Genomic DNA, 26720 nt, shown 5'->3' with positions numbered 1-26720 from the left:
GTCTCAACGCAGGTCTGTACTCGACGGGCCGAATCCTGCGCCCACCGCGGTGGGGTACGGGCCGACTCGTGTGCGCGGGGGCCGGCCTCACGATCACGCGATCGGGATTGTGTATTCGCCGGTCGGCGCGATACCGCCCGGCTCGGCTCAGTACCATGTGTCGGGTGTCGGATCCGCTCGCAGTTGCAGAGAAAGTGCCCAGTTCCGTGCCCGAGTTGAGCGCGGACGAGATCGATGCCGCCGCGAAGCGAATTTCCGACATTATCGAGCCGACGCCGCTGCAACGGATCGCGCGGCTGTCGGCGGGCAAGGGCGCCGAGGTCTACCTCAAGCGCGAGGACCTCACCGCCGTGCGCTCCTACAAGCTGCGCGGCGCGTACAACCTCATCGTCCAGCTGACCGCCGCCGAACGCGCCGCGGGCGTGGTCGCCGCCAGCGCTGGAAACCATGCCCAGGGCGTGGCTTTCGCGTGCAATGCCATGGGCATCACCGGCCGCATCTACGTCCCGACCACCACTCCCAAGCAGAAGCGTGATCGAATCCGCGTGCACGGCGGGGACTTCGTGCAGCTCATCGCCGTCGGCGACACCTACGACGCCGCCGCGGCCGCGGCGGTCGAGGACGTGGAGCGCACCGGCGCGACCATGGTCCCGCCCTTCGACGACCCGCGCACCGCGGCCGGGCAGGGCACCATCGCCGCGGAGATCCTCGACCAGCTCGATCGCGCCCCCGATCTGGTGATCGTGCCGGTCGGCGGTGGCGGCTGCCTGGCCGGTATCAGCACCTACCTGCGTGAGCGCTCGCCGCACACCGCGATCCTGGGCGTCGAGCCCGCGGGCGCGGCCTCCATGACCGCGGCCATGGTCGCCGGTGGACCGGTCACCCTGCCCGAGATCGATCCGTTCGTGGACGGCGCGGCGGTGCGCCGGATCGGCGCGGTGCCCTACACCGCGGTGGCGCGGCTGGGCGGGCAGGCGCGTTCGCACGCCTCGCTGCCCCTGCTGACCACGACCGAATCCATCGGCGGCGCAGGCGCTTTCCGCATGATGACGATCGACGAGGGCGCCATCTGCACCACGATGCTCGAGCTCTACCAGAACGAGGGCATCGTCGCCGAGCCCGCGGGCGCGCTGGCCACCGCGGCGTTGCGCGAGATCGACCTGGCACCGGGCTCGACCGTGGTGTGCCTGCTCTCGGGCGGCAACAACGATGTCTCGCGCTACGGCGAGGTCATCGAACGCTCGCTGGTGCATCGCGGCCTGAAGCACTACTTCCTGGTGGACTTCCCGCAGGAGCCGGGCGCGCTGCGGCGCTTCCTGGACGAGGTGCTCGGTCCCGACGACGACATCACCCTGTTCGAGTACGTCAAACGCAACAACCGGGAAACCGGGGCCGCGCTGGTCGGCATCGAACTGGGCGCGCTGGACGGTCTCGAACCGCTGCAGAAGCGCATGGACGAATCCCCGATTCGCGGTGAACGCCTCGAACCGGGTTCGCCCGCGTACCGCTACCTCACCTGAGCCGCGCCGGCCCGCCCCGGATCGGATTCCGGGGCGGGCCGGGCATTTTCGCCGACTCTCCGCATCGACGGCGCGTTTCCCGTTCGCCGCCGCCACGGTGCGATATTCTCGTGCGCCGACGGTGCTTTTACCGCATGCTGTCAGGGGGATTGCGCGATTTCCCGGGGGACGGGCTGACGCCCGCGGGGATTCTCCCCGATGAGTCGAGTAGTCGACTACGCGTGTGGGACGACTATCCAGGGGTGGAGGATCGGTTCATGAAAAGGCTTGTGGTGTGTTGCGACGGCACCTGGAAGGCCGAGTCCAGCAGCACGGTATCGAACATCGTGAAGATCGCGCAGACGGTGTGCCTGACCGGCACCGACGGCGCCGGTGAGCCTGTGGGACAACGGGTTTACTACATTTCCGGGCCGGGAGCCCGCGGGTTCGCCTCCGATCGGCTGCTGGGCGGGGCATTCGGCCTCGGCCTGGAAGCCAATCTTTCCGCCGCCTACTGGCAACTCGCCCTGAATTGGGAACCGGGCGACGAGATCTTCATCTTCGGTTTCAGCCGCGGCGCCTATACCGCGCGCAGTCTGGCCGGCATGATTCATCGCCTCGGCATCCTCACCTATGCCGCCATGATCGCGGGGAAATATCCCGAGGCGCTGCGGATCTATCAGCAGCGCAAAGCCAATCCGATGGACGCCGACCCGCCGGAATGGGCCGAATTCCGCCGCGCGCACTGCTATCCGGACCCGGTGAAAATCAACTTCCTCGGCGTTTTCGACACCGTCGGCGCGATGGGTATTCCGGGAATCACCGCCTGGCGGCATCGATTCCACGATGTGCGGCTCTCCAGCAGCGTGCACTGCGCGCGCCAGGCGCTCGCCCTGGACGAGCGCCGCCGCGCCTTCGAACCGTGCCTGTGGGAGGTGCCGGTCGAACTGGCCGAGAAGTACCGGCGCACCGATCGGGTCAAGCAGGTCTGGTTCGAGGGCGTGCACTCCGACATCGGCGGCGGCTATCCCGAATGCGCGCTGTCCGACATCACCCTGCGCTGGATGATCGCCGAGGCGGAGGCCGAGGGCCTGGCCTTCGACCGATCCCGGCTGGCCACGCTGCTGGCCAACTGCACGGGCAAGACCGAGCACGAACGGCTGCACGATTCGCTCTCGATCGGCTTCCGGATCCTCAATCTCGTTCGGCTGCTGCGCAATCCGCGCAACCCGCGTTTCTTCTGGGACTCCTGGCGCCGGGTGCTCGCGGCCACCGATCAGGACAGCTACCTGGCCTCGGCGGCGCACACCACGGGTGAGTACCGGCCGCTGAATCTGCGGCGCTGGCGCGCGGCGCTGACGGGCGCGGTGCCCGCCGATCTCATCGAACCGACCGACTTCGGGCCGTACACCGCGCCGGCCACCGGGTCCGGGGTGCACCCGATCTTCGTCGGCGCGACCGCGCGAGTGCACGCGATGGCCGCCACGGCCGCCGCACGCGAACCGGTGCCCGCGACGGCCGCGCTCGCCCCGGCATCCGAGGCGGCAGCGTCGGCGACGTACCGGGATCGCTCGGGCGACGACGAATCCGCCGCCTGACCGCGGTGCCCCTCGTGCGCCCGGACCCCCGGGCGCACCGGGCTCAGCGCACCAGCAGGGCGACCGGCAGCCGCGCGAAGAGCTTCTCCAGCCGGGACCGGCCGGAGAAGGTGTGCCCGGTGAGCCGGTCGGTCCAGTGCCCCTGCGGCAGATCCAGCACCGTGTCCGCCCAGCCGCCCGCCTCGTCCAGGCGAATGCTGTGCCGGGTGACCGCGACGATGACCTCGGGGGTCTCCCCGCGCCGCCCGCGCGCGTAGGCCAGCAGATTTCCGGCGTGATCGCCCGAGGCGAACAGCGGGGTGTAGGTGCCGCCGACGAAACAGTCCGGCCGTTCCCGGCGCAGCCACAGCGCGTACGCCACGATCCACATCTTCACCGCGCCCGAGGGATCGAGATCCGGTGTGCCGGTGAGCGATTGCAGCAGCAGCGCGCGGTGGGTGAAATCGACGGGGCGGCGGTTGTCGGGATCGACGAGCGAGTCCTCCCACAGTTCGCAGCCCTGGTAGATGTCGGGAATGCCGGGGGCGCACAGCTGCAGCAGCTTCTGCGACAGCGAATTGGTCCAGGCGTGCAGCGCCAGATCGGTGACCAGCTCGCCGAGTTCGGGTCCGACCGGGCCGTCGATGATCTGGTCGATCCAGCGATGCACCGCGTTCTCGAACTCGATATCGGGCTCTTCCCAGGACGATCGGGTCCCGGCCTCGCGAACGGCCTTCTCCGCGAACTGATGTAGCCGCTCCCGGAAGCCGGGCACCGCGGCGGCGGGTCTGCCGTCGGCCGGCCAGGCGCCGAACATGTTCTGTAGCAGGAACAGTGTGGTGGTGCCGTCGGGTCCGGGCGCGATCTCGTTCCAGGCCCCGACCGCGCGTGCCCAGATGTCGGGCACCTGGGAGAGCATGCCGATCCGCGCGCGGACGTCCTCGCCGCGTTTGGTGTCGTGGGTGGACAGCGTGGTCATGGTGGCGGGCCAGCGGGCCGCGCGCTCGGCCATGGACAGATGGAATTCGATGGCGGAGTCGCCGAACCGGGTCGGGTCGGCGCCCATCTCCTGCAGCGACACCAGCCGCGCGGCCCGGTAGAACATGGTGTCCTCCATGGCCTTCGCGGTGATCGCGCCGCCGACCTGGTGGAACCGGGTCGCGGCCTCGGCGTTGACCGCCAGCGCGGTGGCCAGCACCTGCAGCGGCGCCGTCAGTTCGGCGTTGCGCCCGATCACCTCGGTGATGACCGCGCTCACCCGCCCGGCCAGCGGCGTGTAGTCGGTGCGGTACACCGGCATGTGCGAGAGCACCTCGATGGTGGCGTTGATCAGCGCCATCGTGTCGAAGGCGTCCGCGCGCGCGTCGCGTTTGACCGCGGCGACCAGGCGCCGGACCTCGGGCACCAGCATGGTCTCGGCGACGGCGCGTTTGATGCGGTGCTCGTTCTCGGTGAACCAGGCCCGGTCGCTGCCGTGGCCGGTGAAGGTGCGCGAGAGGTCGGTGAGGATCTTCTCCCCGTCCGGGTCGATGAGCACGCCGCCGATGTCGGCGAGGGTGTCGTAGCCGGTGGTGCCGTTCACCGCGAGCGCGCCGTCGAGGGTTTCGCCCGGGGCCAGGACCTTCTCCACCAGCAGCAGCCGGTGCGGTCCGATGAGGGTGCGGAGTTTGGCCAGGTACTCCGCGGGCCGGGCCAGCCCGTCCGGATGGTCCACGCGCACACCGTCGATGAGGTCGTGTTCGCACCAGGCCGCGAGTTCGCGATGGGTGGCGTCGAAGACCTCGGGGTCCTCCTGCCGGATGGCGGCCAGCCCGCCGACGGTGAAGTAGCGCCGGTATCCGCACAACCCGGATTTCCAGTTGACCAGGCGGTAGTGCTGTTTGTCGTGGATCCGCAGCGCGTTCTCGCCGTCGGTGCCCGGCGCGATGGGAAAGCGCATGTCGTGCAGCGCGAGCATGGGTTCGAGCCCGGCGCGATCGACCGAGAGCGCCGCCGGATCGTTCTCGTTGGCCAGGACCGGCAGTGCGATCCGCCCGCCCGCGCCGTTGGCCGGACTCCAGTCGATATCGAAGAAGTGCGCGTACTTGGAGTCGCGCCCGTGCTGCAGCACATCCCACCACCACGCGTTCTGGCGCGGATCGGTGACGCTCACGTGATTGGGCACCACGTCCACGATCAGGCCCATACCGCGCCCGCGCACCTCGTCCGAGAGGGCCTTGAAGCCGGTGGGACCGCCCAGCGCGGCGGCGACTGTGGTGGGTTCGGTGATGTCGTACCCGTGGGTGGAACCGCGCGCGGCGGTCATCACCGGTGACAGGTACAGGTGCGAAATGCCCAGCTGCTGCAGGTATTCGGCGATGGCGCGGGCGTCGGCGAAACTCAGCGCGTCGGGTCGCAGTTGCAGCCGGTAGGTGCTGCGGACGGGCGTGGGCCGGGCGATGGGGCCGGTGAGGTGTTCGGGCGTGCTGGTCATGTCGTGTTCGATCATGCCGTACGGCGCAGCACGAGCAGACAGCGTGCGGGCACTCGCAGGGCGCCGGTGGCGGGGTGGACGGTGTCGGCGGCGGGCCGCCCGGTGGGGGTGGAGCAGTCCAGCTCCACCGACCAGGTGCGGGCGTGAGCGGCGTCGGGCAGGGTGAACTCCAGGGCGGCGTCGTGGGCGTTGAAGCAGAGCAGGAACGAATCGTCGGTGATGCGCTCACCGCGCGGGCCGGGTTCGCGGATGCCGTCGCCGTTGAGGAACACCGCGAGCGAACGGCCGAAACCGGTCTCCCAGTCGACGTCGGTCATCTCCGCGCCCGAGGGGGTGAACCAGGCGATGTCATCGGGGTGATCGTGTTCGGGCGCGGGCCTGCCGTCGAAGAACCGGCGTCTGCGGAACACCGGGTGCCCGGCGCGCACCGCGACCGCGCGCCGGGTGAATTCGAGGAGATCGGCGTTGGTGTCCATGAGCGACCAGTCCATCCACGACAGCGGTGAATCCTGACAGTAGGCATTGTTGTTGCCGTGCTGGGTGCGGCCGAGTTCGTCGCCGTACAGCAGCATCGGGGTGCCCTGGGAGAGCAGCAGGGTGGCGAGCAGATTACGGGATTGCCGTGCGCGCAGCGCCAGGATATCCGGATCGTCGGTGGGTCCCTCCACCCCGCAGTTCCAGGAGCGGTTGTAGGTCTCGCCGTCGTTGTTGCCCTCGCCGTTGGCGTGATTGTGTTTCTCGTTGTAGGACACCAGATCCGCGAGGGTGAACCCGTCGTGCGCGGTGACGAAGTTGATGCTCGCGCTGGGCCGGCGGCCGGTCGCCTCGTAGAGGTCGGAGGAGCCGGTGAGCCGAGAGGCGAACTCGCCCAGCGTCGCCGGTTGCCCGCGCCAGTAATCGCGCACGGTGTCACGGTATTTGCCGTTCCACTCGGTCCAGGCGACCGGGAAATTGCCGACCTGGTAGCCGCCCTCGCCGACGTCCCACGGTTCGGCGATGAGTTTGACCTGGCTCACCACCGGATCCTGGTGCACCAGATCGAAGAACGTCGCCAGCCGGTCGACGTCGTGCAGTTCGCGGGCCAGGGCGGCGGCCAGGTCGAAGCGGAAGCCGTCCACGTGCATGTCCAGCACCCAGTAGCGCAGCGAATCCATGATCAGCTGCAGGGTGTGCGGATGCCGGACGTTGAGGCTGTTGCCGGTGCCGGTGTAGTCCATGTAGTGCTGGGGATCGTTCTCCACCAGGCGGTAGTAGGCGGCGTTGTCGATGCCGCGGAAGCCGAGCGTCGGGCCGAACTCGTTGCCCTCGGCGGTGTGGTTGTAGACCACGTCGAGGATCACCTCGATGCCGGCGGCGTGCAGGGCGCGCACCATGGCCTTGAACTCGGTGACCGCCGCGCCCGGCGCGGTACTCGCGGCGTACTCCGCGTGCGGGGCGAAATAGCCGAAACTGTTGTAGCCCCAGTAGTTTCGCAGGCCGCGATCGAGCAGCAGCCGGTCGTGCAGGAACTGGTGCACCGGCATGAGCTCGACCGCCGTCACGCCCAGGCGCACCAGGTGGCCGATGATCGCCGGATGCGCCATGCCCGCGAAGGTGCCGCGCAGTTCCGGCGGCACGGCCGGGTGGGTGTGGGTCATGCCCTTGACGTGGGTCTCGTAGATGACCGTCTCGTGGTAGCCGCGCTGCGGCGCGCGATCGTGCTGCCAGTCGAAGAACGGGTTGATCACCACGCCGGTCATGGTGTGGCCCAGGGTGTTCTGGCCGTAGTTGTAGGGCGCGACGTCGGCGCCGAAGTCGCCCTCGAAGGCCTTGCCGTAGGGGTCGAGCAGCAGTTTGCTGGGGTCGCAGCGCAGTCCGCGCGCGGGATCGTAGGGGCCGTGCACGCGGAAGCCGTAGCGCTGGCCGGGCCCGATCCCGGGCAGATAGGCGTGCCAGACGTACCCGTCCACCTCGTCCAGGGGGACGCGGGTCTCGCCGTTTGCGTCGATCAGGCACAGCTCGACCCGGGTCGCGACCTCGGAGAACAGCGAGAAGTTGGTGCCCGCGCCGTCGTACGTCGCGCCGAGGGGATAGGCGGTTCCCGGCCAGACACCGAGTGGTGCCGAGTCGGTCGTCGCGGGAGCCATGCCCAGACCCTATCGGTCCGGAGCGGGCGCTCGGTCGGCTGGTCTCCGCCCACCGGGGACGGGGGATCGCCCGGTCGCGCGGGCGGACGTGGGTGCTGGGCGCGGGGGCGCGGCGGTGCGGGCGGAGTGGCGGGCGCGGTGTCGCGTGCGGCCACGTCGCTACCGCGGTCGCCGGGCGGCGCGGGGTCGGCCAGCAGTGGTCGTGCGCGGGCTCGGAGAGGGTGCGTTCGCAGGGGTCAGCGAGAGGTGGGGGTGAGCGGCCGGCTCAACCGCTGGCCGAGGAGGTTGTGGCCGAACAGGAACTGGGGATCCTCCTGGACCAGCTCGAATCCGGCGCGGTCGTAGATGCGGCGGGCGGCGGTCTGGGCGTTGGTCGTCCACAGCGCGAGTTCGCGATAGCCGGCCGCGGTGGCGAAGTCGACGCAGGCGTTCACCAGGGCGCCGCCGATGCCGAGGCCGCGGGCGGTGGGCTCCACCAGCAGCACGCGCAGCCGGGCGGTGTCCGCGCTCTCCTGCATGCAGTAGACCGCGCCGACCGGTGCGCCCCGGTGCTCGGCGATCCAGGCGCGTTCGCGGTGCGGCTCATGGCAATTGAGGAAGTCGGCGACGATGCGGGCCACCAGCGCCTCGTACTCCTGATTCCAGCCGAACTCGCGGGCGTACACCGCGCCGTTGCGCTGGATCACCCAGCCGTGGTCGCCGGGGCCGGGATCGCGCAGGGTGACGGCGGAGTCGGACCCGGTGAGGCGGGCGGTGTTCGATGGCGAGCCGGTCGATCCGGAGATGAGCGCGGCCGCCGGCCCGGGCGTGGCCGGCGCGTGGGCTCCGGTCGTGCCCGTGACGGCGAATTGCGCCGCACCGCCGGGGTTCTCGCGGTCCAGTATCTCCCCGATGACGCCCATCGCCGCGACCAGCCGGTCGCGGTCGGCGGGGGAGTGCGGGTGCAGCAGCTCGCTGATGTCCTGCTGGGACCGTTTGTCCAATTCGGTGAAGACCGCGCGGCCGGTGTCGGTGAGCGCCACGACCTGGCGGCGGGCGTCGACGTCCGAGCGGGTGCGCGCGATCAGATCCTTGGCCTGGAAGCGGGTGAGGATGCGGCTCAGGTAGCCCGCGTCCAGATCCAGCGCGCGGCGCAGATCCACCACCTCGGCGGCCCCGAAGGTGGCCAGCTCGAACAGAATGCGGGCCTCGGTGAGGGAGAAGTCGGTGCCCAGGACGCCGTGCCGCAACGCCCCGACGACGCGGGTGTAACCGCGGTTGAAGGCGCGGACCGCGGCGATGTGCCCGGAGTCGACGTCCGGATCGGTGGTGGAGAGTACTTCCCCGGGGGATGAGATTTCATTGTCTGACGCCACGGCGGCCCCCATTCGTTGACTTCGTCAAAAGATAGTCATTTCTTTGACGATGTCAAAGAATACGGGAGGAGGCCCGGTCAGCGGGCGGATTCGCCGGATTCCGCATCGCCTCGTGATAACTTGAACGCCGTTCAAGCCTGTGTCCGATGACCGGCGCGGGTGCCGTCCAGTGAAGGAGTGTCGTGGCCGCGATTCCCGAAGCGCAGGGCCCCGCCGCGCGGGCGCTGTCCGCCGCCGAGCTCACCGCGCTCGACGCGGCACACGTGTGGCATCCCTACGGCGGATTCCCGGCAACGACCGAACCGCTCGTGGTCGCCTCGGCCGCGGGCACCCGGCTCACCCTCGCGGACGGCCGCGAGCTGGTGGACGGCATGAGTTCGTGGTGGGCGGCCATTCATGGATACCGGCACCCGGTGCTGGACGCGGCGCTGCGCGAGCAGGCCGGGCGCATGAGTCACGTGATGTTCGGCGGGCTCACCCACGAACCGGCAGTGCGGCTGTCGCGGCTGCTGGTCGAGCTCACCCCCGAAGGCCTGGACAAGGTCTTCCTCTGCGACTCCGGATCGGTGTCGGTGGAGGTCGCGGTGAAGATGTGCCTGCAATACCAACGCGCACTGGGCCGTCCGGCCAAGCGACGCCTGCTCACCTGGCGCGGCGGCTACCACGGCGACACCTTCACCCCCATGAGCGTGTGCGATCCCGAGGGCGGCATGCACTCGCTCTGGACCGACGTCATGGCCGAGCAGATCTTCGCCCCCGCGCCGCCCGCGGACTACGACCCGGCCTACGCCGCCGAACTCGAACGCCTGATCACCACGCACGCGGGCGAACTCGCGGCCGTGATCGTGGAACCGGTGGTGCAGGGCGCGGGCGGTATGCGCTTCCACGATCCGCGCTACCTGTCGGATCTGCGGCGGATCTGCGACGCCGCGGACGTACTCCTGGTGTTCGACGAGATCGCCACCGGATTCGGCCGCACCGGAAGGCTTTTCGCCGCCGACCATGCCGGTGTGCGCCCCGACGTGATGTGCGTCGGCAAGGCCCTCACTGGCGGCTACCTCACCCTGGCCGCCGCCCTGTGCACCACCGAGATCGCCGAGACCATCAGCCGCTCGCACGGCGGCCTGATGCACGGTCCCACCTTCATGGGCAATCCGCTCGCGTGCGCGGTGGCTGTGGCGTCCCTGGAGCTGCTGCTCTCGCGCGACTGGCAGGCCGAGGTCGCCATGATCGAATCCGGCTTGCGCGCAGGACTTTCCGAGGCACGGTCGCTGCCCGCGGTCGCCGACGTCCGCGTCAAGGGCGCGATCGGCGTGGTGGAGCTGCACGAACCCGTCGACATGCGCAAGGCCACCGCCGCGGCCGTCGACGCGGGCGTCTGGCTCCGCCCCTTCCGCAACCTCGTCTACACGATGCCCCCCTTCATCAGCACCCCCGACGACGTGGCCCGGATCACCGCCGCCGTCCGTGCCGCCGCCGCGGCCTGACCGCCCACGTTGGCGGCCCGGGGCCGGAACGCCCTGTGTGTCGGTCGGTTTGGCGGTCGCGGTGCGGTCGAGTGCGCAGACCTGGGAGAGATGCGCACCACCTGCGCACTGAATCGGCGCCGCCGCCGGTGTGGCCCGACCGCCTCGCGTCCGCGGCCCGGGCCGGAAGGCTTACGCGGCGGTCCGTTCCGGGTGGGGTGGCCATCGTGTGTCCGCAGCGCGTGTCAAAACACTTGCGTGCCGGTGGGTTTGGCTCGCAAGCGATCTGCGGCCCGAGAGTGCGGGTGCGGGGGAGTGGCCGGTCTCCGGGCACGGCGGAATCGCGGTGGGTGGGCTCGGTCGCGGCCCTTACGCGGCCGAGAGAGTGCGGGGCGCGCTCAGCGGCTGGCGCGTCTCTCGCGGTTCCGTTCGGGATTCTCGCTGTCCGACAGCACTTCCCACACGCGGAAGACGCAGTGGAAATCATCGGACCAACCCCGGGCGATCAGCATGTAGGTGTCGCCGTCGCGCAGGATCGTGCGCCGGCTGACCAACTTCGGATGATCGGGGATGAATTTCGAGACGAGATCGGGGACCTTGGCGAGTGCTTGTTCGCGGGTGCCCACCACTTCGCCGAGGATCTTCGGGGACCAGGTCTTGGACTCGCCGAAGCCGGTCGTCTGCTCGACCACTATTGCCCATCGTGGCATCGCGCAGCCTCCTTAGGGCCTCCAGCATAGCGCCGTCGCGCACCCGGGCATGCGTCCTGAACGGTGTTCAAGTATGCTGCCGAGCTGTGAGTGCCGATCCCTTGAGATGGTTGGACGAACGCGCGGCCGAGCGGGTGGACGCCGGACTGCGCCGGGAGCTGCGCGCGCGTGCGCCCGAATCGCCGAGTATCGATCTCGCCTCCAACGACTACCTCGGGCTGGTCCACCACCCGGAGGTGGTGGCGGGCGCCATCGAGTCGATCCGGCGCTGGGGCACCGGCTCGACCGGATCGCGGCTGGTGACCGGCACGACCGCCGAACACGAACTGCTCGAGACCGAACTGGCCGAATTCACCGGCGCGGAGGCCGGTTTGGTCTTCGCCTCCGGCTACGCGGCCAACCTCGGCGCGGTCACCGCGCTGGCCGGGCGCGGCGCGCTGGTGGTCTCGGACGCGGGCAGCCACGCCTCGCTCGTGGACGCCTGCCGGCTGTCCCGCTCCCGCGTGGAGATCGCCCCGCATCGCGACGTCGTCACCATCGACCGGCTGCTCGCGGACCGCACCGAGGAACGCGCCCTGGTGCTCACCGATTCGGTCTTCAGCGCCGACGGCGATCTGGCGCCGCTCGCCGAACTGCATCGGGTGACCCGGGCCAACGGCGCGGTGCTGATCGTGGACGAGGCGCACGGGCTCGGGGTGCGCGGCGACGGCGGGCGCGGGCTGGTGCAGGAGTGCGGCCTGGCCGGGGAACCCGATCTGATCATCACCGCCACCCTCTCCAAAGCCTTTGCCGCACAGGGCGGGGTGGTGCTGTCCAGCGAACGGGTGCGCGCGCACGTCATCGACACCGCCCGCACCTTCATCTTCGACACCGGCCTGACCCCCGCGGCCGTCGGCGCGGCCCGCGCGGCGCTGCGGGTGCTGCGCGCGGACCCGGACATGGCCGGCCGGGTGCTGGCCCGGGCCACCGACCTGGCCCGCATAGCCGGTGTCCCGCAACCGGATTCCGCCGTCGTGTCGGTGGTGCTGGGTGAGGCCCAGGTCGCGTACGACGCGGCCCAGGCGTGCCGCGCCCGCGGCCTGAGCGTCGGCTGCTTCCGCCCGCCGTCGGTCCCCGAGGGCACCTCCCGCCTGCGCCTGACCGCGCGCGCCAACCTGACCGAACCCGAACTGGCCACCATCGCCACGGTGTTGACCGAGGTGCTGGCCGAGGCCCGCGCCCGCACGTCCTTGAAAGCGATCCCCGCGTGAGCCTGCTCTTCGTAACCGGCACTTCGACCGATGTCGGCAAGACCATCGTCACCGCGGCCCTGGCCGCCACGGCGCGCACGAACGGGACCGAGGTGGCGGTCGTCAAACCCGCCCAAACCGGTATCGCCCCGGGCGAACCCGGCGACCTGGCCGAGATCACCCGGCTCAGCGGGGTGACCCGCACCGTGGAGCTGGCGCGCTATCCGGATCCGCTGGCCCCCGACACCGCCGCGCGGCGCTGCGGGCAGCCGCTGCTCACCCTCGCCGAGACCGCCGCAGCCATCGAGGCGTGCGCGGACGCCGATCTCACCCTGGTCGAGGGCGCGGGCGGATTGCTCGTGCGCATGGGCGAATTCACCCTGCTCGAGCTCGCGCGGCGGCTGGACGCGCCCGTGCTGGTGGTGGCCGCCGCCGGGCTGGGCACGCTCAATCACACCGAATTGACCACGCGCACGCTGGAATCCGCCGGGGTGCGGTGCGCGGGGCTGGTCATCGGCTCGTGGGCGGCGACGCCCGATCTGGCGTCCGAGTGCAATCGCACCGATCTGCCCGCGGTCACCGGACACGAGATCGTGGGCGTGCTGCCGGCCGGATCGGGTGCGTGGTCGCGGGCCGACTTCACCGCCGCGGCCCCCGCCTGGTTCGACCCGCAATGGGCGAAATCGCACCTGCGGCCCGCAGAATAGCCACCACCGCACCACTTCTGACCTGCGAACACTCCACTCCAACTCCCCTCCGGAGCGACCGCTCGGGCGTAGGGTGGCGCCGTGACCTCCACCCGTGTCGAGTGGTTCGTGGGCGCACCCCGCCCAACCGTCTTCCGCGCCCTGCTGGATGCGCGCTCGGTTCGCACCTGGATGGTGCCCGACGGCATGACCGGCCGCATCCACGAGTTCGAGCCCCGGGTGGGCGGTCGCTTCCGAATCTCGCTGACCCATCCCCACCCGATCGACCCCGCCCGCACGCGCACCGACACCTTCCACGGCCACTTCACCCGCCTGGTCCCCGACGCCGAGGTGGTCCAAACCCTGCGGTTCGAGTCCGCCCACCCCGCCCTCCAGGGCGAAACGACCATCACCTACACCCTCGCCGACGCCCCCGGCGGCACCCGGGTGACGGCCCGCCACGACAACCTGCCCCCCGCCCTCTCGACGACCGACACCGCCGTCGGCTTCCGCCGCGCCCTGGCGAAACTCGCCACCCTGACCGAGAACACCCCCACCCCCGAGGAGTTCGCCGCCCTGGCGGCGGCGCCACCCGCCGACGTGCTGACGGTCGTCCACGCACCCACACCCACCACCCAGGCGACGGCTGTCCACCCCGCACCCGCCACCACCCCCGCCTCGGCGGCCGCGCTGGCGCCCGCCCCCGGCACGGACTCCCTTGCGCCGCCGCCGATCACCGCGATCGCCCCCGATCCGGAGCTCCCGCAACCCCCGGGTCCCGCCTCGATCCGGACGACCGCCCCCGTCGCTCCACCTCAGATCCGCCCCGAGCCCGACATGTCCACTTCCGAACCGGCGGCCACCGCACCACCCCTGCCCAACGCCTAATTCGGCACATCCACCTCGCCCTCCGATCGGACGAGGGCGGGTGTTGGGCCGTCCCGACATGATCGCCGCGCCGCACTGCGGCCTTCGCACTGCGCGACGGTCGGTCGGGCCCGGTGGTGAGATTTGTCGCCTTCGGGGGTGACGTGGGCATTTCGCTGCCCGTGTGCTGCCGGTGGGTGCGCGGGGCGCGGGGGCGTGCCTACTGTGGATTGGTATGGCGCTGCCGGGATATCCACACCCGTCCACGCCCGCCGAGTACGACGATGCGCGGCGGCGGGAGCGGCTGCGCGCGACCCGGCTGGGGTCGGGGTGGGGGCGGCGGGCGCGGATCGGGTTGCGGCTGAGCCTGATTCCGCTGGTGTTGCTCGGCATATTCGCGCAGTACTGGTGGCTGGACGTCGCTCCGGAGCGGGCGCGGCTCGCGCGCACCGAACCGGCGGTCATCCCCATCTCCGGGCCCGCGAACCCGAGCGCGGCCGACACCGCCGTCTTCGACCTGGTCGGGCTGGGGGTCCTGGACGCCACCCCGACCGCGCGGGCGCTACCCGCGCTGTCCGGGCTGGGATCGGTGTGGGCGGTGCGCTACGACAACGCCGGTATCGACACCAAGGTCATCGCGGACCTCATCGTCAGGGTCACCGACGCCGCCCGGATTCCCGACGTCGTGCTCACCGGGCACAGCATGGGCGGGGTCATCGCGCTCGAGGTCGCCGAGCACATCCACACCGAGAGCGCGCACCGTGTCCGGGCCGTCATCCTGGACTGCACCCCGGTGGATCTGCACGCCGTCCGCGCGGAGAGCCGGAGCCAGGGCGAGAACCTGGCCCGCTGGACGGGCTGGATCCCGGGCGCGCGCGAGAGCCGGCTGCTGCGCTTCGCCGTGGAAACCTATGCCCGCCACGAACGTTTCGTCGGCGGCGGCCGCTACGGCATCCGCCTCGACCGCTTCGGCCGGGTGGTCGACGAGGTCCTGCACGACAAGATCCTCAACGACGACACCGCCAGCAACGGCCTCATCGAGGCGCAGTTCCGCGCCATCGTCGCCGGGGGCGCCGTCGACGATCTGCGCACTCTCACCGAACCCGTTCCGGGCAAACAGCGTCCGGCGATCGTGTTCATCCGCCCGCGCGTGGCGAGCCGCGATCCCATCGTGGACGTCGAGTACTCGCATCGCGTGCTCATCGAGCACGCCGGCGGCGTCGACGGCACCCTGCTCGTGATCACCACCCGGAAAACCCGGCACGCCAACCCGATTCAGCAGCCCGAGGAATACAACGACGTGATCGAGAACCAGATCGTGCCGTTCGTGCGCCGGGTGCAGCGCGACGAGGCCGTGCCGGTCACGCCGGATTCTCAGCGCACGCGCGAACCCAGCAGATGACGCACGCCGCTGATGAACAGCTGCAGCCCGAAGTCGAAGCGCGCGGTGGCATCCGGGGTGTCGTACAGCGGCGAGCTCTCCTCGGCCAGCGCGCCCGCGGAGTCCATCTGCATCCGCGACTGCTCGTCCACGGTCTGCCCGAGCACGTAGTACAGCAGCGTGAACGCCGCGAGCTCGGCCTCTTCCCGGGTCATGCCGGCGCGAATCGCGGCCCCCGCCAGGCGTTCCCGGCCCTTGCTGGTGGTCAGCCGGGAGGCGTAGGTGGCCGAGACCAGCTCCGCCCCGTCCCGGTACGCCAGCAGGCACGAGCGCAGCCGATGCGCCAATTCGGTGATCTGCCCGGCCCATTCGACGGTCTCCACCGGCTCGTCCATGGGCGCGAGCACCCGGTCCGCGACCGCGCCGAGCAGCGCCTGCTTGTTGGGGAAATGCCAGTACAGCGCCCCGGGCTGGACATGCAGCGAGCTCGCGAGCCGCCGCATGGTGAGATCGGCGAGCCCGTACTGGTCGAGGATGGCGATGGCCCCGTCGACCACGTCCGTGCGATGCAGTTGCACTGAAACCTTGCCCCTTCGTGTTCCGGCTCACTCTGCGGACTGCTAGCCTACCCTGAACACCGTTCAAGTTGGTCGGCCACATCGGCCGGACGAAGGGATTCGCGCGCATGACCCAGGCAGCCGTCCGTACCGAGGCCGACGCCACGGCCGGCGAGGACATTCTCGCCATCGCCCGTGAGCAGGTGCTCGAGCGTGGTATCGGGCTCACCCAGGAGCAGACGCTGCGCGTGCTGCAGCTCGGTGACGACCGGCTCGAGGAGACCCTGAGCCTGGCGCACGAGGTGCGGATGAAGCACTGCGGTCCCGAGGTCGAGGTCGAGGGCATCATCTCGCTCAAGACCGGCGGCTGCCCCGAGGACTGCCACTTCTGTTCGCAGTCCGGCCTTTTCCAGTCGCCCGTGCGCGCCGCCTGGCTCGACATCCCGAGCCTGGTCGAGGCCGCCAAGCAGACCGCCAAGTCCGGCGCGACCGAGTTCTGCATCGTCGCCGCCGTGCGCGGCCCGGACGCCCGCCTCATGGCGCAGGTCGCCGCCGGCGTGGAGGCCATCCGCAACGAGGTCGACATCCAGGTCGCCTGCTCGCTGGGCATGCTGAACCAGGAGCAGGTCGATCAGCTCTCGGCCATGGGCGTGCACCGCTACAACCACAACCTCGAGACCGCCAAGTCGCACTTCCCGAAGGTGGTCACCACGCACTCCTACGAGGAGCGCTACGAGACCCTGCGCATGGTGCGCGAGGCCGGTATGGAGGTCTGCTCCGGCGGCATCCTCGGCATGGGCGAATCGCTCGAGCAGCGCGCCGAATTCGCTTCGCAGCTGGCCGAACTCGAGCCCGACGAGGTGCCGCTGAACTTCCTCAACCCGCGCCCCGGCACGCCGTTCGGCGATCTCGAGGTGCTCCCGGCCGCCGACGCCCTGCGCGCCGTCGCCGCCTTCCGCCTCGCGCTGCCGCGCACCATGCTGCGCTTCGCGGGCGGCCGCGAGATCACCCTCGGCGATCTGGGCGCCAAGCAGGGCATCCTGGGCGGCATCAACGCCGTCATCGTCGGTAACTACCTGACCACCCTGGGCCGCCCCGCCGAAGCCGACCTCGATCTGCTCGGTGAACTCAAGATGCCGATCAAGGCGCTCAACGAGACGCTCTGACGCCGAATTCGCCTGCGCAGCCGGTACCGTACAGGTGACGGCGGCGCGGCCCGGCCGTGGCGTACCGGTCGCGACGGCCGGACATCGACGCCGATAATTCGACACTGCGGAATCATTGAGGTGGTCGTGGAAATAGAGGAGCGCTACAACCCCTACACGGGCAAGCGCGTGGTGCCGGGCCTCGAGGATTCGATGCCCACCGCGGCCGCCCTGGGTTTGGAGCCGCCGCGGTTCTGTGAGCACTGCGGCCGCCGGATGGTCGTCCAGGTGAGCCCCGACGGCTGGTGGGCCAAGTGCTCCCGGCACGGGGTGCTCGAATCGAGCAGCCTGGAACGCCGCTAGTGGCAATCACATTCACCACCGCCGGGCCCTCGGAGGACTCCGCCGCCATGGTGGTGCGCGAGACGCGCGCGGCGGCGGTGGTGTTCGGCGCGCTGGTCGTGGCGAGCGGCGTCGCGGGTGTGCTGTGGGCGTTCCTGGCGCCGGCCGAACAGCTGTGGGTCGTCGATCCCGAGCGGGGCGCGGCCCTGACGGGGGAGAGCCTGCACCGCTTCGACGGCGTCGCGATCTTCGTCCTGCTCGGCCTGGTCGTCGCGTTCCTGAGCACCGCCGCGGCCTGGCGCTGGCGGCGGGTGCGCGGGCCGATCCTGCTGCTGGGCCTGCTCGGCGGGTCGCTCGTGGGCGCGGTGGTGATGCGCCTGGTCGGGGAGGCCCTGGCCGAGCAGCGGCATCCGCGCCCGGACACTCCCGTGGTGCACACCATCATCGAGTTCGCCCCGACCGTGGAGGGCTGGCCCGCGCTGCTCGTGCAGCCGCTGGTCACGGTGCTGGTCGTGCTGTTCCTGGCCGCGCTGAGCACCTCGGACGACCTGGGCTCGGGTCTGGAACTGCCCTTCGTGCGCCCGCGTCCGGAGCCGAACATCCTGGCCCCCGGGGCCTTCGGCTCCGACATCAGCTACGGGCCGTACGGCACGCCGGGCGCGCAGCTCGGCAACGCGCAGGGGTCGGGCCCGCGGGATCCGGTGGTGCCGTTCACCGCCCCGGAGCCGCGGGACCCCGAGCCGCCGCGCTGAGCCGAACCGTTACCCGCCCGGGCCGAAAATCGATGGCGCCGGGCGGCGTCCGTCCCTACCCTGGGGTCGACTTCACGACACGCTAAGGGGTACGGCGATGACAGCCGCGACGCATACCGATCGTGCGCCGGAGACCCCGGCGGAACGACCCGATCTCACCGCCTGGCGGCAGCGCCACGCCATTCGGCGATCCAATGCCGCGCAGCCGATTCCGAGCGGGCGCGCGTACAAGCGCACCGCCAAGCATCGCAAGCGCGAGGACTAGGAAAAGCCCACGCACCCGTCGAATGCCCGGGGCGGGCCGACCGCGCGCCGATGCGGACGGCGCGCCCCGGGTGGCCACCCGACTGGCGGTGCTACACCCGTGCGGCGGCGGTGAGCCGCCCGGCACGCTCGTACGTCAGCTCGGCGGCCGGAGCGCCGCGAATTCGTCGGTCACGCGAATCTCGTTGTCGGCGAAGCGATACACCGCCGCGGGCCGCCCGCCCGCCCGGCCGGGGGAGGCGGTCTCACCGGTCGGGGTGATCACGCCGCGCCGGGTGAGCACGCGTTGCAGATTCGTGGTGTCCACGTCGTATCCCAGTGCGGCGCAGTAGATTTCCCGGAGCGTCGACATGGTGAAGCGCTGCGGCGCCAGCGCGAACGCCATGTTCGTGTACGAGAGCTTGGCGGCCAGCCGGGTGCGGGCGTGCTCGACCACGATGCCGTGGTCGAAGGACATGTCCGGCAGCGCCGAGACCGGATGCCAGCGCGTGTCCGGCGGCAGCTGCGGATCCGCGGTCAGCGGCACCAGGCCCAGGTACGCCGAGGCGATCCGGCGGTCGCCGGGCACCCGATCCGGGTCGCTGAAGACCGAGAGCTGTTCCAGGTGCGTCAACTCGCGCACATCCACCTTCTCCGCGAGCTGGCGGGCCGCGGAGGTGTCCAGATCCTCGTCGGTGCGCAGTTTGCCGCCGGGGAGGGACCAGGTCCCCTTGGCCGGGTCCAGCGCGCGTTCCCAGAGCAGAACCGCCAATTCCGTCCGCTGACCGGGCGGGCAACGCTGTTCATTCGCGGGTGCACCGCCCTGACCTGCGCTGACGTCTCCGGGGAAGCGGCGAACCTGGTACACCGCGGTGAGCGTTTCGTGGATGGTGCTACGATGGGCCACGTTTTCGATCATAAGTCGAAAACCGATTGGATGCGAATCGGCGATGTGGCCGAGCGCATGAGAGAAGGAGCCAGCCATGGCTGCACCTGGTGCGACGATGACGCTCGCGGAGCGCATCACCGATGGACCGTCGGGATTCGGTGGCGTGGAAGCCACCCCCGAGTGGGCGCAGGAGGTCAAGCGACTGGCGCGCGAACGCAACGCCACGATCCTGGCGCACAACTACCAGCTGCCCGAGATTCAGGACGTGGCCGATCACGTCGGCGACTCCCTCGCGCTGTCCCGCATCGCCGCCGAGGCCCCCGAGGGCACGATCATCTTCTGCGGCGTGCACTTCATGGCCGAGACCGCCAAGATCCTCAGCCCGGAGAAGACGGTCCTCATCCCGGATCAGCGGGCCGGGTGCTCGCTGGCCGACTCCATCACCGCCGAGCAGCTCGCGGAGTGGAAGGCCGAACACCCCGGCGCCCTGGTGGTGTCGTACGTGAACACCACCGCCGCGGTGAAGGCCCTCACCGACATCTGCTGCACCTCCTCGAACGCCGTGGACGTGGTCGCCTCCATCGACCCCGCCCGCGAGGTGCTGTTCCTGCCCGACCAGTTCCTGGGCGCGCACGTCAAGCGCATCACCGGTCGCGAGAACATGCACATCTGGATGGGCGAGTGCCACGTGCACGCCGGCATCAACGGCGACGAGCTCAACGAGCAGGCCCGCACCCACCCGGACGCGGAACTGTTCGTGCACCCCGAATGCGGTTGCGCCACCTCGGCGCTCTACCTGGCGGGCGCGGGCGAGTTCCCGGCCGACCGGGTGCACATCCTGTCCACCGGCGGCATGATCGACGCCGCCAAGGCCGCCAAGTCGAAGCAGGTCCTGGTCGCGACCGAGGTCGGCATGCTGCACCAGCTGCGGAAAGCCGCGCCCGGCATCGACTTCCAGGCCGTGAACGACCGCGCCTCCTGCGCCTACATGAAGATGATCACCCCCGCCGCCCTGCTCCGCTGCCTGCTGGAGAACCGCGACGAGGTGCACGTAGACCTCGAAACCGCCGCCCTGGCACGCGGTTCCGTGCAGCGCATGATCGAGATCGGCAACCCGGGCGGCGGGGAATAACCATGTCGCCCCAGATCCCGGCGGCCAGACCCGCCGGGCCCCGGGCGACCGCCGGCGGCTCCCGGATCCGGTTGCCCCGCCCGCTCACCCGCCCCACCGGCACCCGCCTCCTGACCGGCTGGCAACCCGAAACCCCGTTGGCCCGCACAGCCCGCGCGGCCACCAGAACCGTCGCGAACGCGATCACCGGGTTCCGGCGCACGGCGTTCGAGCCGGCCCGGACCGCCGCCGCGAACGCCGTATGTCGTTGTGCGCCCGAACCGTCCACGAAAGGCGGACAGCACGAGGCGATTTCGGACCTCGTGACACCGAGCCCCGTGCCCGGCGTCGATGCGGGTTTCGAGAACGGCACCGTGTCGCCCGGTCACGTGGTCGCCGGGGTCTGTTCCTGTCGCTCGGTGGACCGGGAAACCCCTGACGGCCCCGAGTCATCGCGCCGGACGTGGTACGAGTCGCTGTCCGGATCGCGTCGTGATGCGGTGGCCGGGCGAGGATTCGCCCTGGTGCCGGTCGGCCCGCGAGAGGACATCTGATGGGGAATGTCGCCATCGAGTGGGAGGCCGAGGCCGACCTCGTCGTGGTGGGGGGCGGGGTGGCCGGGTTGACGGCCGCCCGGACCGCCTCGCTGCGGGGGTTGCGGGTGCTCACGCTCAGTAAGGGCGGGGCCACCGACACCTCCACGCAGTACGCGCAGGGCGGGATCGCCGTCGTCGCGCCGCACGGGGATTCGGTGGAATCGCACGTGCGGGACACCGTCGTCGCGGGGGCGGGACTGTGTGAGACCGACGCCGTGCGATCGATCGTCGAGGGCGGGGTCGACGCCATCGCGGCGCTGACCGATCTCGGGGCCGTGTTCGACCTCGGGCGGGACGGGCAGGTGTCGCGGACCCGCGAGGGCGGGCACAGCACGCGGCGGATCATTCACGCCGGGGGCGACGCCACCGGCGCGGAAGTCCAGCGCGCGCTCAACGCCGCGGGGCTGCCGATCCTGTTCGGGGCCGCCGTCGTCGAGATCGTCACCGGGCCCGAGGGGGTGCGGGGCGTGATCGCGGTGTCGGACAAGGGTTTCGGGCTCGTGCACGCGCCCGCCGTGCTGCTGGCCACCGGTGGGCTCGGGCAGCTGTACGCGTGCAGCACCAACCCGTCCGGGGCCACCGCCGACGGCATCGCGCTCGCGCTGCGGGCCGGCGCGTTCGTCTCGGACCTGGAATTCGTGCAGTTCCATCCCACCGTGCTCTTCACCCCGGGCGGGCTCGGCCGCCGCCCGCTCATCAGCGAGGCCGTGCGCGGCGAGGGCGCGACACTCGTGGACTCGCAGGGTGATCCGATCATGGCCGGGGTGCACCCGCGCGGTGATCTGGCCCCGCGCGACATCGTCTCGCGCGCCATCGCCGAGCGCATGCGCACCCTCGGGACCGATCACGTCTACCTCGACGCCCGGGCCCTGGACGGCTTCGCGGAACGCTTCCCGACCATCACCTCCTCCTGCCGGGCCGCCGGGCTCGACCCGCGCACCGATCTCATCCCCGTCGCGCCCGCCGCGCACTACCAGTGCGGCGGCGTGGTCACCGACACCCACGGCCGCACAGCGGTTCCCGGCCTCTACGCCGCGGGCGAGGTGGCGCGCACCGGATTGCACGGCGCGAACCGGCTCGCCTCCAACAGCCTGCTGGAAGGTCTGGTCGTGGGCGAACGCGCGGGCGCGGCCGCCGGCGAACGCCTGGGCACGGCCACCCGCATCGATCCCGCCGAACTCACCGGCGGCGCGCCGCACACCCTGCCGCGCGCGGACCGCAAGCTGTTGCAGGAGTTGATGACCGAGCAGGCCGCCGTCGTGCGCGACGGTGACGGCCTGCGCGCGGGGGTGCTGCGCCTGATCGGGCTGCTCGCGGAGTCGCCGGACCCCGGCGCCGACCAGGTGCGCGCGGACTCGACGGCCGCGATCGTGCGCGACCTCGAGGACGCCGCGCTGACCCTCACCGCGCGCGCACTGCTGCTCGCCGCGTCGGCCCGGGCCGAATCCCGCGGCTGCCACACTCGTTCGGATCATCCCGAACCGCGCGCGGAGCTGCGCCGCAGCACCGTCGTCCGGCTCGGCGCGGACGGCCGCCCGCAATTGGTCACCGACGGAACGGGACTCGCGCCGACGTGGCGGCGCGACCCGGCCCCGGCCGCCCGATGACCCGCCCGCGCACCGGCGCGCTCGCCGATCGAGCCCGCGCCGCGAACCACCCGTACGGCCGCGACCACCGCCGGGCCCAGCGCATCTCGCGCCGCGCCGGTGGCGGTGCCGTGCGCCGGGACTTCGTAGAAGGAGTGCTCCCATGACCCTCGACGCCGGACTCGATCGCGACGAGGTGCTCGCGCTCATCCGCACCGCCCTCGATGAGGATCTGCGCTACGGCCCCGACATCACCACCCTCGCAACGGTTCCCGCCGACGCGGTGGCCAAGGCCGTCATGGCCTCGCGCCAGCCCGGCACCGTGGCCGGTCTCGACGTCGGCCTGCTGGTGCTGGACGAGGTACTGGGCGAAGGGAACTACGAGATCACCGAGCGGGTGCCCGACGGCACCCGGGTGCGGCCGGGCGATGCCGTACTGCGCCTGGTGGCCCCGACGCGCGGCCTGCTCACCGCCGAGCGCACGCTGCTGAACATCGTGTGCCACCTGTCCGGAATCGCCACCGCGACCGCGGAATGGGTCGATGCGGTGGAGGGCACGAAGTGCCGTATTCGCGACAGTCGCAAAACGCTGCCGGGTCTGCGGGCCCTGCAGAAATATGCGGTTCGGGTGGGCGGCGGCGTGAATCACCGCATGGGACTGGGCGATGCCGCGCTCATCAAGGACAACCATGTGGTGGCCGCGGGATCCGTGGTCGCCGCCCTGCGCGCGGTAAAGGAATTGAATCCCACTATCGAATGCGAAGTGGAAGTGGACAGCCTCGAACAACTCGACGCCGTTTTGTCGGAGAACGTCGAATTGGTACTGCTGGACAACTTTCCGCTGTGGGCCACCCAGGCGGCGGTGCAGCGCCGGAATACGCGGTCACCGAAGACGGTGCTCGAATCCTCGGGCGGCCTGACCCTCGCGGATGCCGCGAATTACGCGGGCACCGGGGTGGATTACCTCGCCGTCGGCGCGCTCACCCATTCTGTCCGGGTTCTGGACCTGGGTTTGGATATGTAAGGGCAGGAAAGCCTTACATAATCGGCCGGAAGGCCGCGCGCCGAGCTCAGCGGTCGTAGCTCGGCGCGTCGGTCAACCAGCCGGTTCCGCCGCAGACGGAGCAGAAAATCACCGAACCGTCATTCGCATAGCCGAATGACCCGCTGGCATCGCACATTCCGCAGTACCGCCACCCGCGATTGGGCGCGACGGTATCGAAAAAGATATTCAGAAAGCCCTGGATCGCCATTCGCAAGCACCCCTCGCTCGGACACCAAACGAACCAAGCCTGCGCGTTTGCCAGAAATTAGTCCAGCGGTTTCCAGGGCTCTTTACAGCCCGAATTCGTGCGGATCCAGATGCAGGGCCTGGCAAGCTTCCTTGACGGCAGCAACTTCGTGGGCATCGAAACTGCCGTCGGCATTACCGATCATGATGCCCATTTGCACTACGGCCCGTGCCTCGGTGGGTTTTCCGGTCGCCTTGGCGATCTGCTGCATGACATAGGCCCGCCCGAACGCCGGATCCATGGTGATGCGATTGCAGTTGTCCTCGAACAGCGCTCGCAATTCGTCGGTGGGAAAGTGCTGCAGGATCGGATCGGCGCCGATGAGCTGGGCCACGCGCATGCGCTCGGCCGGATCGATGCTGCCGTCCGCCGCCGCGACCAGCGCGCAGATGCCCATGGTGGCATCGCGGAAGGTTCCGCCGCGCAATTCGTTTCGCTTGGTGAGCAGCTGCTCGCGCCACTTCGGCGCGCTGTCGATCAGGCGGCTGATCGAGGTCGCGTTGGACATGAGGCGGTGCAGGAAGGCCATGACACACTCCGAACTGATTTCCCGGACCCACAGACCCCCTGTGTCGATGCCCGGACTGCGCTTGTGTACCGAACGACCCTAACAGTGGGCGCTGGGCGGTCGCTGGGAAAGCTCCGGGCGATCCACCGGCGCCGCAAGGATTCCGGTGAGCAGCGCGATCGGGTCGGTGTTCGCCGGCAGATCGCTGACCTGTCCGTCACCGACCTCGATGATCCGCCAGCTGCCGTCCGTGCGCCGCGCGAGATCGGTGGTGACGAATGGAGCGCCGAAAGTGCGTACCGCCGAAGCGAATTCGTCGACGGGAGCATCGGGCACGACATCCGGGGTATCCGGGTGCGCGGTCGCCAGGACGGGTTCTCCGCGCACCCACCACACCCGCGCCTCCGCTCCAGTGAATTCCTCGAAGGCGCGCAACACGATTCCGCCGGTAAGGAATTCACCCTGCCGTTCGGTGAAGGTTCGCACGACCTGTTCGAGCCGGTCGGTATCGGCCAGGTCGGGCACGAAACACGCACTGTCCCAGTCGTGTTTGCGTGATTTCACCCAGTCCTTGACGATGGCGGCGCCGCGCGGAAGATTCGCGGCAGCTGCGGCGAGCGTCGTCGATTCGGGCGCGCCGTTACCCGTAATCCACGCACTCGCAGGGGTGAGATCGATGAAATGCGGATACCAGCAAGGGAATTCGTGCCCACGCCGGTATTCCGCCGCCGACGTCAACAGCTCGACGCCCCGCTCGCGCAGCCCCGTCTCGAGGTCGGCGTAGCGATCGGCCGGAATCATCCAGCCGCGATAAACGAGCCGCGCGCCCGACTCCGGCACCGCCCGCAGGGCAGCGCCGAGATCGCCCCGCAACAGCGCGTCGTGATCGATCCGGACCACGTCCGCGCCGAGTTCCCGTGCGGCGACGGCCTCCCGCGCGAAATGCGGATCCACCCGTGCCGCGCGCATCGGGTCGCTCGGCACCAGAATCCCGGTGACCCGCCCTGATTCGTCGTCCCCCATGCCCTGCACCGTACCGGCTCGGTCCGGCGGTTCCGATGCGCGCTTGCCCCCGGCCTAGGCGGTCAGTTCGCGTTCGAGGGGAGTGCGGAACCGGGGGACGGGCCGCACATCGCCGTACCACTCGGTGAGGCGGGCCGCCTCGGCGTCGATGAGTGCCTTCGCCTCGGCGCCAACGTCTTCCAGGAGCCGCCAGACGATCTCGCCGTCGGTGCGCTGGGCCCAGCCGCCGACGATCCGGCCGTTCCACCACACGCTCGGGCCGATGTTGCCGTTGCGGTCGAACAGCGCGGGGCCGTGCTCGCCCAGGTACCAGTCGCGGGACTGCCAGCCCATCGGGGTGGGGTCCAGGGCGGGCAGCAGGGAGACCCACGGTTCGGGAGTGAGAACCGGATCCAGATCGTCGGCGAGCAGCAGTCCGGTGCCGCCGTCCACCTCGACCTCGACGGTGTCCAGGTGGGTGAGGGCCTTGCGGACCTCGGTCAGGCTCCAGCCCGTCCACCATTTGATGTCCGAGATCGGGGCCGGGCCGAAGGTGTGCAGCCACTGTCGCAGCAGTTCGGTGCGCGCCGCCTCGGCCGGGATCGCGGGAATGCCGCCGGGCAGCCAGGATTCGATGGGCGACCAAGTGTACTGGCTCGAACTCCACGAACCGTTCGGCCGCCCGCGCACGATGCGGCCCTGGCACCCCAAAATCACCAGGATCCAGGTGGTGATGCTGGTCGGCTTGGAGTACGACTTTCCGGGCGCGGCGTCGATCTGTGTGCGCAGGCGCGGCACATCCTTGCTCAGTTGCGCGCCGGTCGCGGCCCCGCGCGCCAGCAGCGCGGTATGCGTTTCCTCCTCCACCTCGGCCAGCCACGCGGCGACGTCGCCGTCCACGACGCCCGCGTTCTCGATGAAGCGGCCGTAGGTCTTGCGCTGCTTGTGCGCCAACGGTTCCGCGCACGAGGCCTGCAGCGCGGGGACGAGCTCGGCCGGCGCCACGAACATGGTGCGCCGCATGGCCAGCATGCGCAGCAGCGTCCGATCGTCGTACAGCGCCTTCTCCACGTGCGCGGGTTCGAGTCCGCGCGTGCGCGCGGCCACGGACAGGAACACCGTGGCCGGATCGGTGGCGTGCAGCACCACCATCGAGCGCGCGGCGGCCTCCGGCGTCTCGACCCGGGCCGACTCGGCCAGCCGATGCCTGACCCCGATCCGGGCTCGCCGCTGCTCCACACTCATCGAACGCATGGGCGAATCCTAGCCGGGTCGCCGGACGGCGGGCCCGGCGTCCGGATCGGGCCGGAACCGGAGTCCGGCGTTCG

At 70.5% G+C, this 26720-nt stretch carries 25 protein-coding genes; 15 read left to right on the top strand and 10 right to left on the bottom strand.

All coding sequences use genetic code 11. The annotated features are described in order from the left end of the window. The first annotated feature begins 155 nt into the window (after window positions 1-155). Both ilvA and ACWDOP_RS16440 read left to right on the top strand, forming a co-directional pair. On the top strand, window positions 156-1520 hold the full coding sequence (gene ilvA, locus ACWDOP_RS16445; protein WP_456345739.1) for a threonine ammonia-lyase IlvA: 1365 nt from the start codon (window positions 156-158) through the stop codon (window positions 1518-1520). A 257-nt stretch (window positions 1521-1777) separates the two neighbouring features. Further along, window positions 1778-3097 (top strand): DUF2235 domain-containing protein, encoded by a 1320-nt coding sequence (locus tag ACWDOP_RS16440; RefSeq protein ID WP_456345738.1) that lies wholly within the window; start codon window positions 1778-1780, stop codon window positions 3095-3097. Between the two features lie 43 nt (window positions 3098-3140). On the opposite strand, the gene treY is transcribed toward ACWDOP_RS16440, so the two are convergent. The 3 genes from treY to ACWDOP_RS16425 all read right to left on the bottom strand — a co-directional run bounded on the left by treY (window position 3141) and on the right by ACWDOP_RS16425 (window position 9030). Further along, window positions 3141-5549: a malto-oligosyltrehalose synthase gene (gene treY, locus ACWDOP_RS16435; RefSeq protein ID WP_456345737.1), complete on the bottom strand. Its 2409-nt coding sequence runs from the start codon at window positions 5547-5549 to the stop codon at window positions 3141-3143. 11 nt (window positions 5550-5560) lie between these two features. Next, window positions 5561-7675 carry a glycogen debranching protein GlgX gene (glgX, locus tag ACWDOP_RS16430; RefSeq protein WP_456345736.1) on the bottom strand — a complete coding sequence of 705 codons (2115 nt, stop codon included), beginning with the start codon at window positions 7673-7675 and terminating at the stop codon, window positions 5561-5563. 236 nt (window positions 7676-7911) lie between these two features. Further along, on the bottom strand, window positions 7912-9030 hold the full coding sequence (locus ACWDOP_RS16425; protein WP_456345735.1) for a bifunctional helix-turn-helix transcriptional regulator/GNAT family N-acetyltransferase: 1119 nt from the start codon (window positions 9028-9030) through the stop codon (window positions 7912-7914). Window positions 9031-9221: 191 nt separating this feature from the next. Here ACWDOP_RS16425 and ACWDOP_RS16420 point away from each other — a divergent pair, with 191 nt between their 5' ends. Further along, a complete protein-coding gene (locus ACWDOP_RS16420) occupies window positions 9222-10517 on the top strand; it encodes an adenosylmethionine--8-amino-7-oxononanoate transaminase (RefSeq protein WP_456345751.1) in 1296 nt (431 codons plus the stop codon). Between the two features lie 377 nt (window positions 10518-10894). On the opposite strand, the gene ACWDOP_RS16415 is transcribed toward ACWDOP_RS16420, so the two are convergent. Then, window positions 10895-11206, bottom strand: a complete 312-nt coding sequence (locus ACWDOP_RS16415) for a hypothetical protein (RefSeq protein WP_454203731.1) — start codon at window positions 11204-11206, stop codon at window positions 10895-10897. A gap of 86 nt (window positions 11207-11292) precedes the next feature. On the opposite strand from ACWDOP_RS16415, the gene ACWDOP_RS16410 reads away from it, so the two are divergent. The 4 genes from ACWDOP_RS16410 (at window position 11293) to ACWDOP_RS16395 (ending at window position 15390) form a co-directional block, all read left to right on the top strand. Next, window positions 11293-12456, top strand: a complete 1164-nt coding sequence (locus ACWDOP_RS16410; protein WP_456345734.1) for an 8-amino-7-oxononanoate synthase — start codon at window positions 11293-11295, stop codon at window positions 12454-12456. After that, window positions 12453-13142 carry a dethiobiotin synthase gene (gene bioD, locus ACWDOP_RS16405; RefSeq protein WP_456345733.1) on the top strand — a complete coding sequence of 230 codons (690 nt, stop codon included), beginning with the start codon at window positions 12453-12455 and terminating at the stop codon, window positions 13140-13142. Before ACWDOP_RS16410 ends, bioD begins: the two co-directional genes overlap by 4 nt. An 81-nt stretch (window positions 13143-13223) precedes the next feature. After that, the gene (locus tag ACWDOP_RS16400) at window positions 13224-14009 is read left to right on the top strand and encodes an SRPBCC domain-containing protein (RefSeq protein WP_456345732.1); all 786 of its coding nucleotides are present in this window, start codon (window positions 13224-13226) and stop codon (window positions 14007-14009) included. Window positions 14010-14223: 214 nt separating this feature from the next. Beyond that, window positions 14224-15390 (top strand): alpha/beta fold hydrolase, encoded by a 1167-nt coding sequence (locus ACWDOP_RS16395; protein ID WP_456345731.1) that lies wholly within the window; start codon window positions 14224-14226, stop codon window positions 15388-15390. Here the strand turns inward: ACWDOP_RS16395 and ACWDOP_RS16390 are convergent. After that, on the bottom strand, window positions 15363-15947 hold the full coding sequence (locus ACWDOP_RS16390) for a TetR/AcrR family transcriptional regulator C-terminal domain-containing protein (protein ID WP_456345730.1): 585 nt from the start codon (window positions 15945-15947) through the stop codon (window positions 15363-15365). The two genes, ACWDOP_RS16395 and ACWDOP_RS16390, sit on opposite strands and share 28 nt — an antisense overlap. Window positions 15948-16054: 107 nt before the next feature. Here ACWDOP_RS16390 and bioB point away from each other — a divergent pair, with 107 nt between their 5' ends. The 4 genes from bioB to ACWDOP_RS16370 all read left to right on the top strand — a co-directional run bounded on the left by bioB (window position 16055) and on the right by ACWDOP_RS16370 (window position 18430). Then, complete coding sequence (gene bioB / locus ACWDOP_RS16385) at window positions 16055-17092, top strand: biotin synthase BioB (protein WP_456345729.1); 1038 nt, start codon at window positions 16055-16057, stop codon at window positions 17090-17092. Between the two features lie 126 nt (window positions 17093-17218). Continuing rightward, window positions 17219-17434 carry a biotin synthase auxiliary protein BsaP gene (gene bsaP / locus ACWDOP_RS16380; protein WP_454203738.1) on the top strand — a complete coding sequence of 72 codons (216 nt, stop codon included), beginning with the start codon at window positions 17219-17221 and terminating at the stop codon, window positions 17432-17434. Further along, window positions 17434-18165: a DUF2567 domain-containing protein gene (locus tag ACWDOP_RS16375; RefSeq protein ID WP_456345728.1), complete on the top strand. Its 732-nt coding sequence runs from the start codon at window positions 17434-17436 to the stop codon at window positions 18163-18165. Before bsaP ends, ACWDOP_RS16375 begins: the two co-directional genes overlap by 1 nt. A 97-nt stretch (window positions 18166-18262) precedes the next feature. After that, entirely contained in the window at window positions 18263-18430 is a 168-nt protein-coding gene (locus tag ACWDOP_RS16370; RefSeq protein WP_454203740.1) for a hypothetical protein, read from the top strand. 135 nt (window positions 18431-18565) lie between these two features. Here ACWDOP_RS16370 and ACWDOP_RS16365 read toward each other — a convergent pair whose 3' ends face one another. Continuing rightward, on the bottom strand, window positions 18566-19315 hold the full coding sequence (locus ACWDOP_RS16365) for an NUDIX hydrolase (RefSeq protein WP_456345727.1): 750 nt from the start codon (window positions 19313-19315) through the stop codon (window positions 18566-18568). A 76-nt stretch (window positions 19316-19391) separates the two neighbouring features. Between ACWDOP_RS16365 and nadA the strand changes: the two genes are divergently transcribed. From nadA to nadC, 4 genes are all read left to right on the top strand, one after another. After that, window positions 19392-20429, top strand: a complete 1038-nt coding sequence (nadA, locus tag ACWDOP_RS16360; RefSeq protein ID WP_454203742.1) for a quinolinate synthase NadA — start codon at window positions 19392-19394, stop codon at window positions 20427-20429. A 2-nt stretch (window positions 20430-20431) separates the two neighbouring features. Next, window positions 20432-20962: a hypothetical protein gene (locus ACWDOP_RS16355; RefSeq protein WP_456345726.1), complete on the top strand. Its 531-nt coding sequence runs from the start codon at window positions 20432-20434 to the stop codon at window positions 20960-20962. Beyond that, complete coding sequence (locus ACWDOP_RS16350) at window positions 20962-22611, top strand: L-aspartate oxidase (protein ID WP_456345725.1); 1650 nt, start codon at window positions 20962-20964, stop codon at window positions 22609-22611. The genes ACWDOP_RS16355 and ACWDOP_RS16350 overlap by 1 nt, the downstream gene beginning before the upstream one ends. A gap of 142 nt (window positions 22612-22753) precedes the next feature. After that, window positions 22754-23614: a carboxylating nicotinate-nucleotide diphosphorylase gene (gene nadC, locus ACWDOP_RS16345; RefSeq protein ID WP_454203744.1), complete on the top strand. Its 861-nt coding sequence runs from the start codon at window positions 22754-22756 to the stop codon at window positions 23612-23614. A gap of 46 nt (window positions 23615-23660) precedes the next feature. Here the strand turns inward: nadC and ACWDOP_RS16340 are convergent, their stop codons facing one another. The 4 genes from ACWDOP_RS16340 to ACWDOP_RS16325 all read right to left on the bottom strand — a co-directional run bounded on the left by ACWDOP_RS16340 (window position 23661) and on the right by ACWDOP_RS16325 (window position 26646). After that, window positions 23661-23843 (bottom strand): hypothetical protein, encoded by a 183-nt coding sequence (locus tag ACWDOP_RS16340; RefSeq protein WP_456345724.1) that lies wholly within the window; start codon window positions 23841-23843, stop codon window positions 23661-23663. 82 nt (window positions 23844-23925) lie between these two features. After that, on the bottom strand, window positions 23926-24411 hold the full coding sequence (locus ACWDOP_RS16335; RefSeq protein WP_454203746.1) for a tellurite resistance TerB family protein: 486 nt from the start codon (window positions 24409-24411) through the stop codon (window positions 23926-23928). A 78-nt stretch (window positions 24412-24489) separates the two neighbouring features. After that, window positions 24490-25413 carry an ATP-grasp domain-containing protein gene (locus tag ACWDOP_RS16330; RefSeq protein ID WP_456345723.1) on the bottom strand — a complete coding sequence of 308 codons (924 nt, stop codon included), beginning with the start codon at window positions 25411-25413 and terminating at the stop codon, window positions 24490-24492. Between the two features lie 54 nt (window positions 25414-25467). Next, window positions 25468-26646, bottom strand: a complete 1179-nt coding sequence (locus ACWDOP_RS16325) for a winged helix DNA-binding domain-containing protein (protein ID WP_456345722.1) — start codon at window positions 26644-26646, stop codon at window positions 25468-25470. Between the last annotated feature and the right edge of the window lie 74 nt (window positions 26647-26720).

It is taken from the genome of Nocardia sp. NPDC003693, assembly GCF_053981095.1.
Note: the sequence above shows the minus strand (reverse complement) of the source record. Positions and strands in the feature narration are given on the sequence as shown.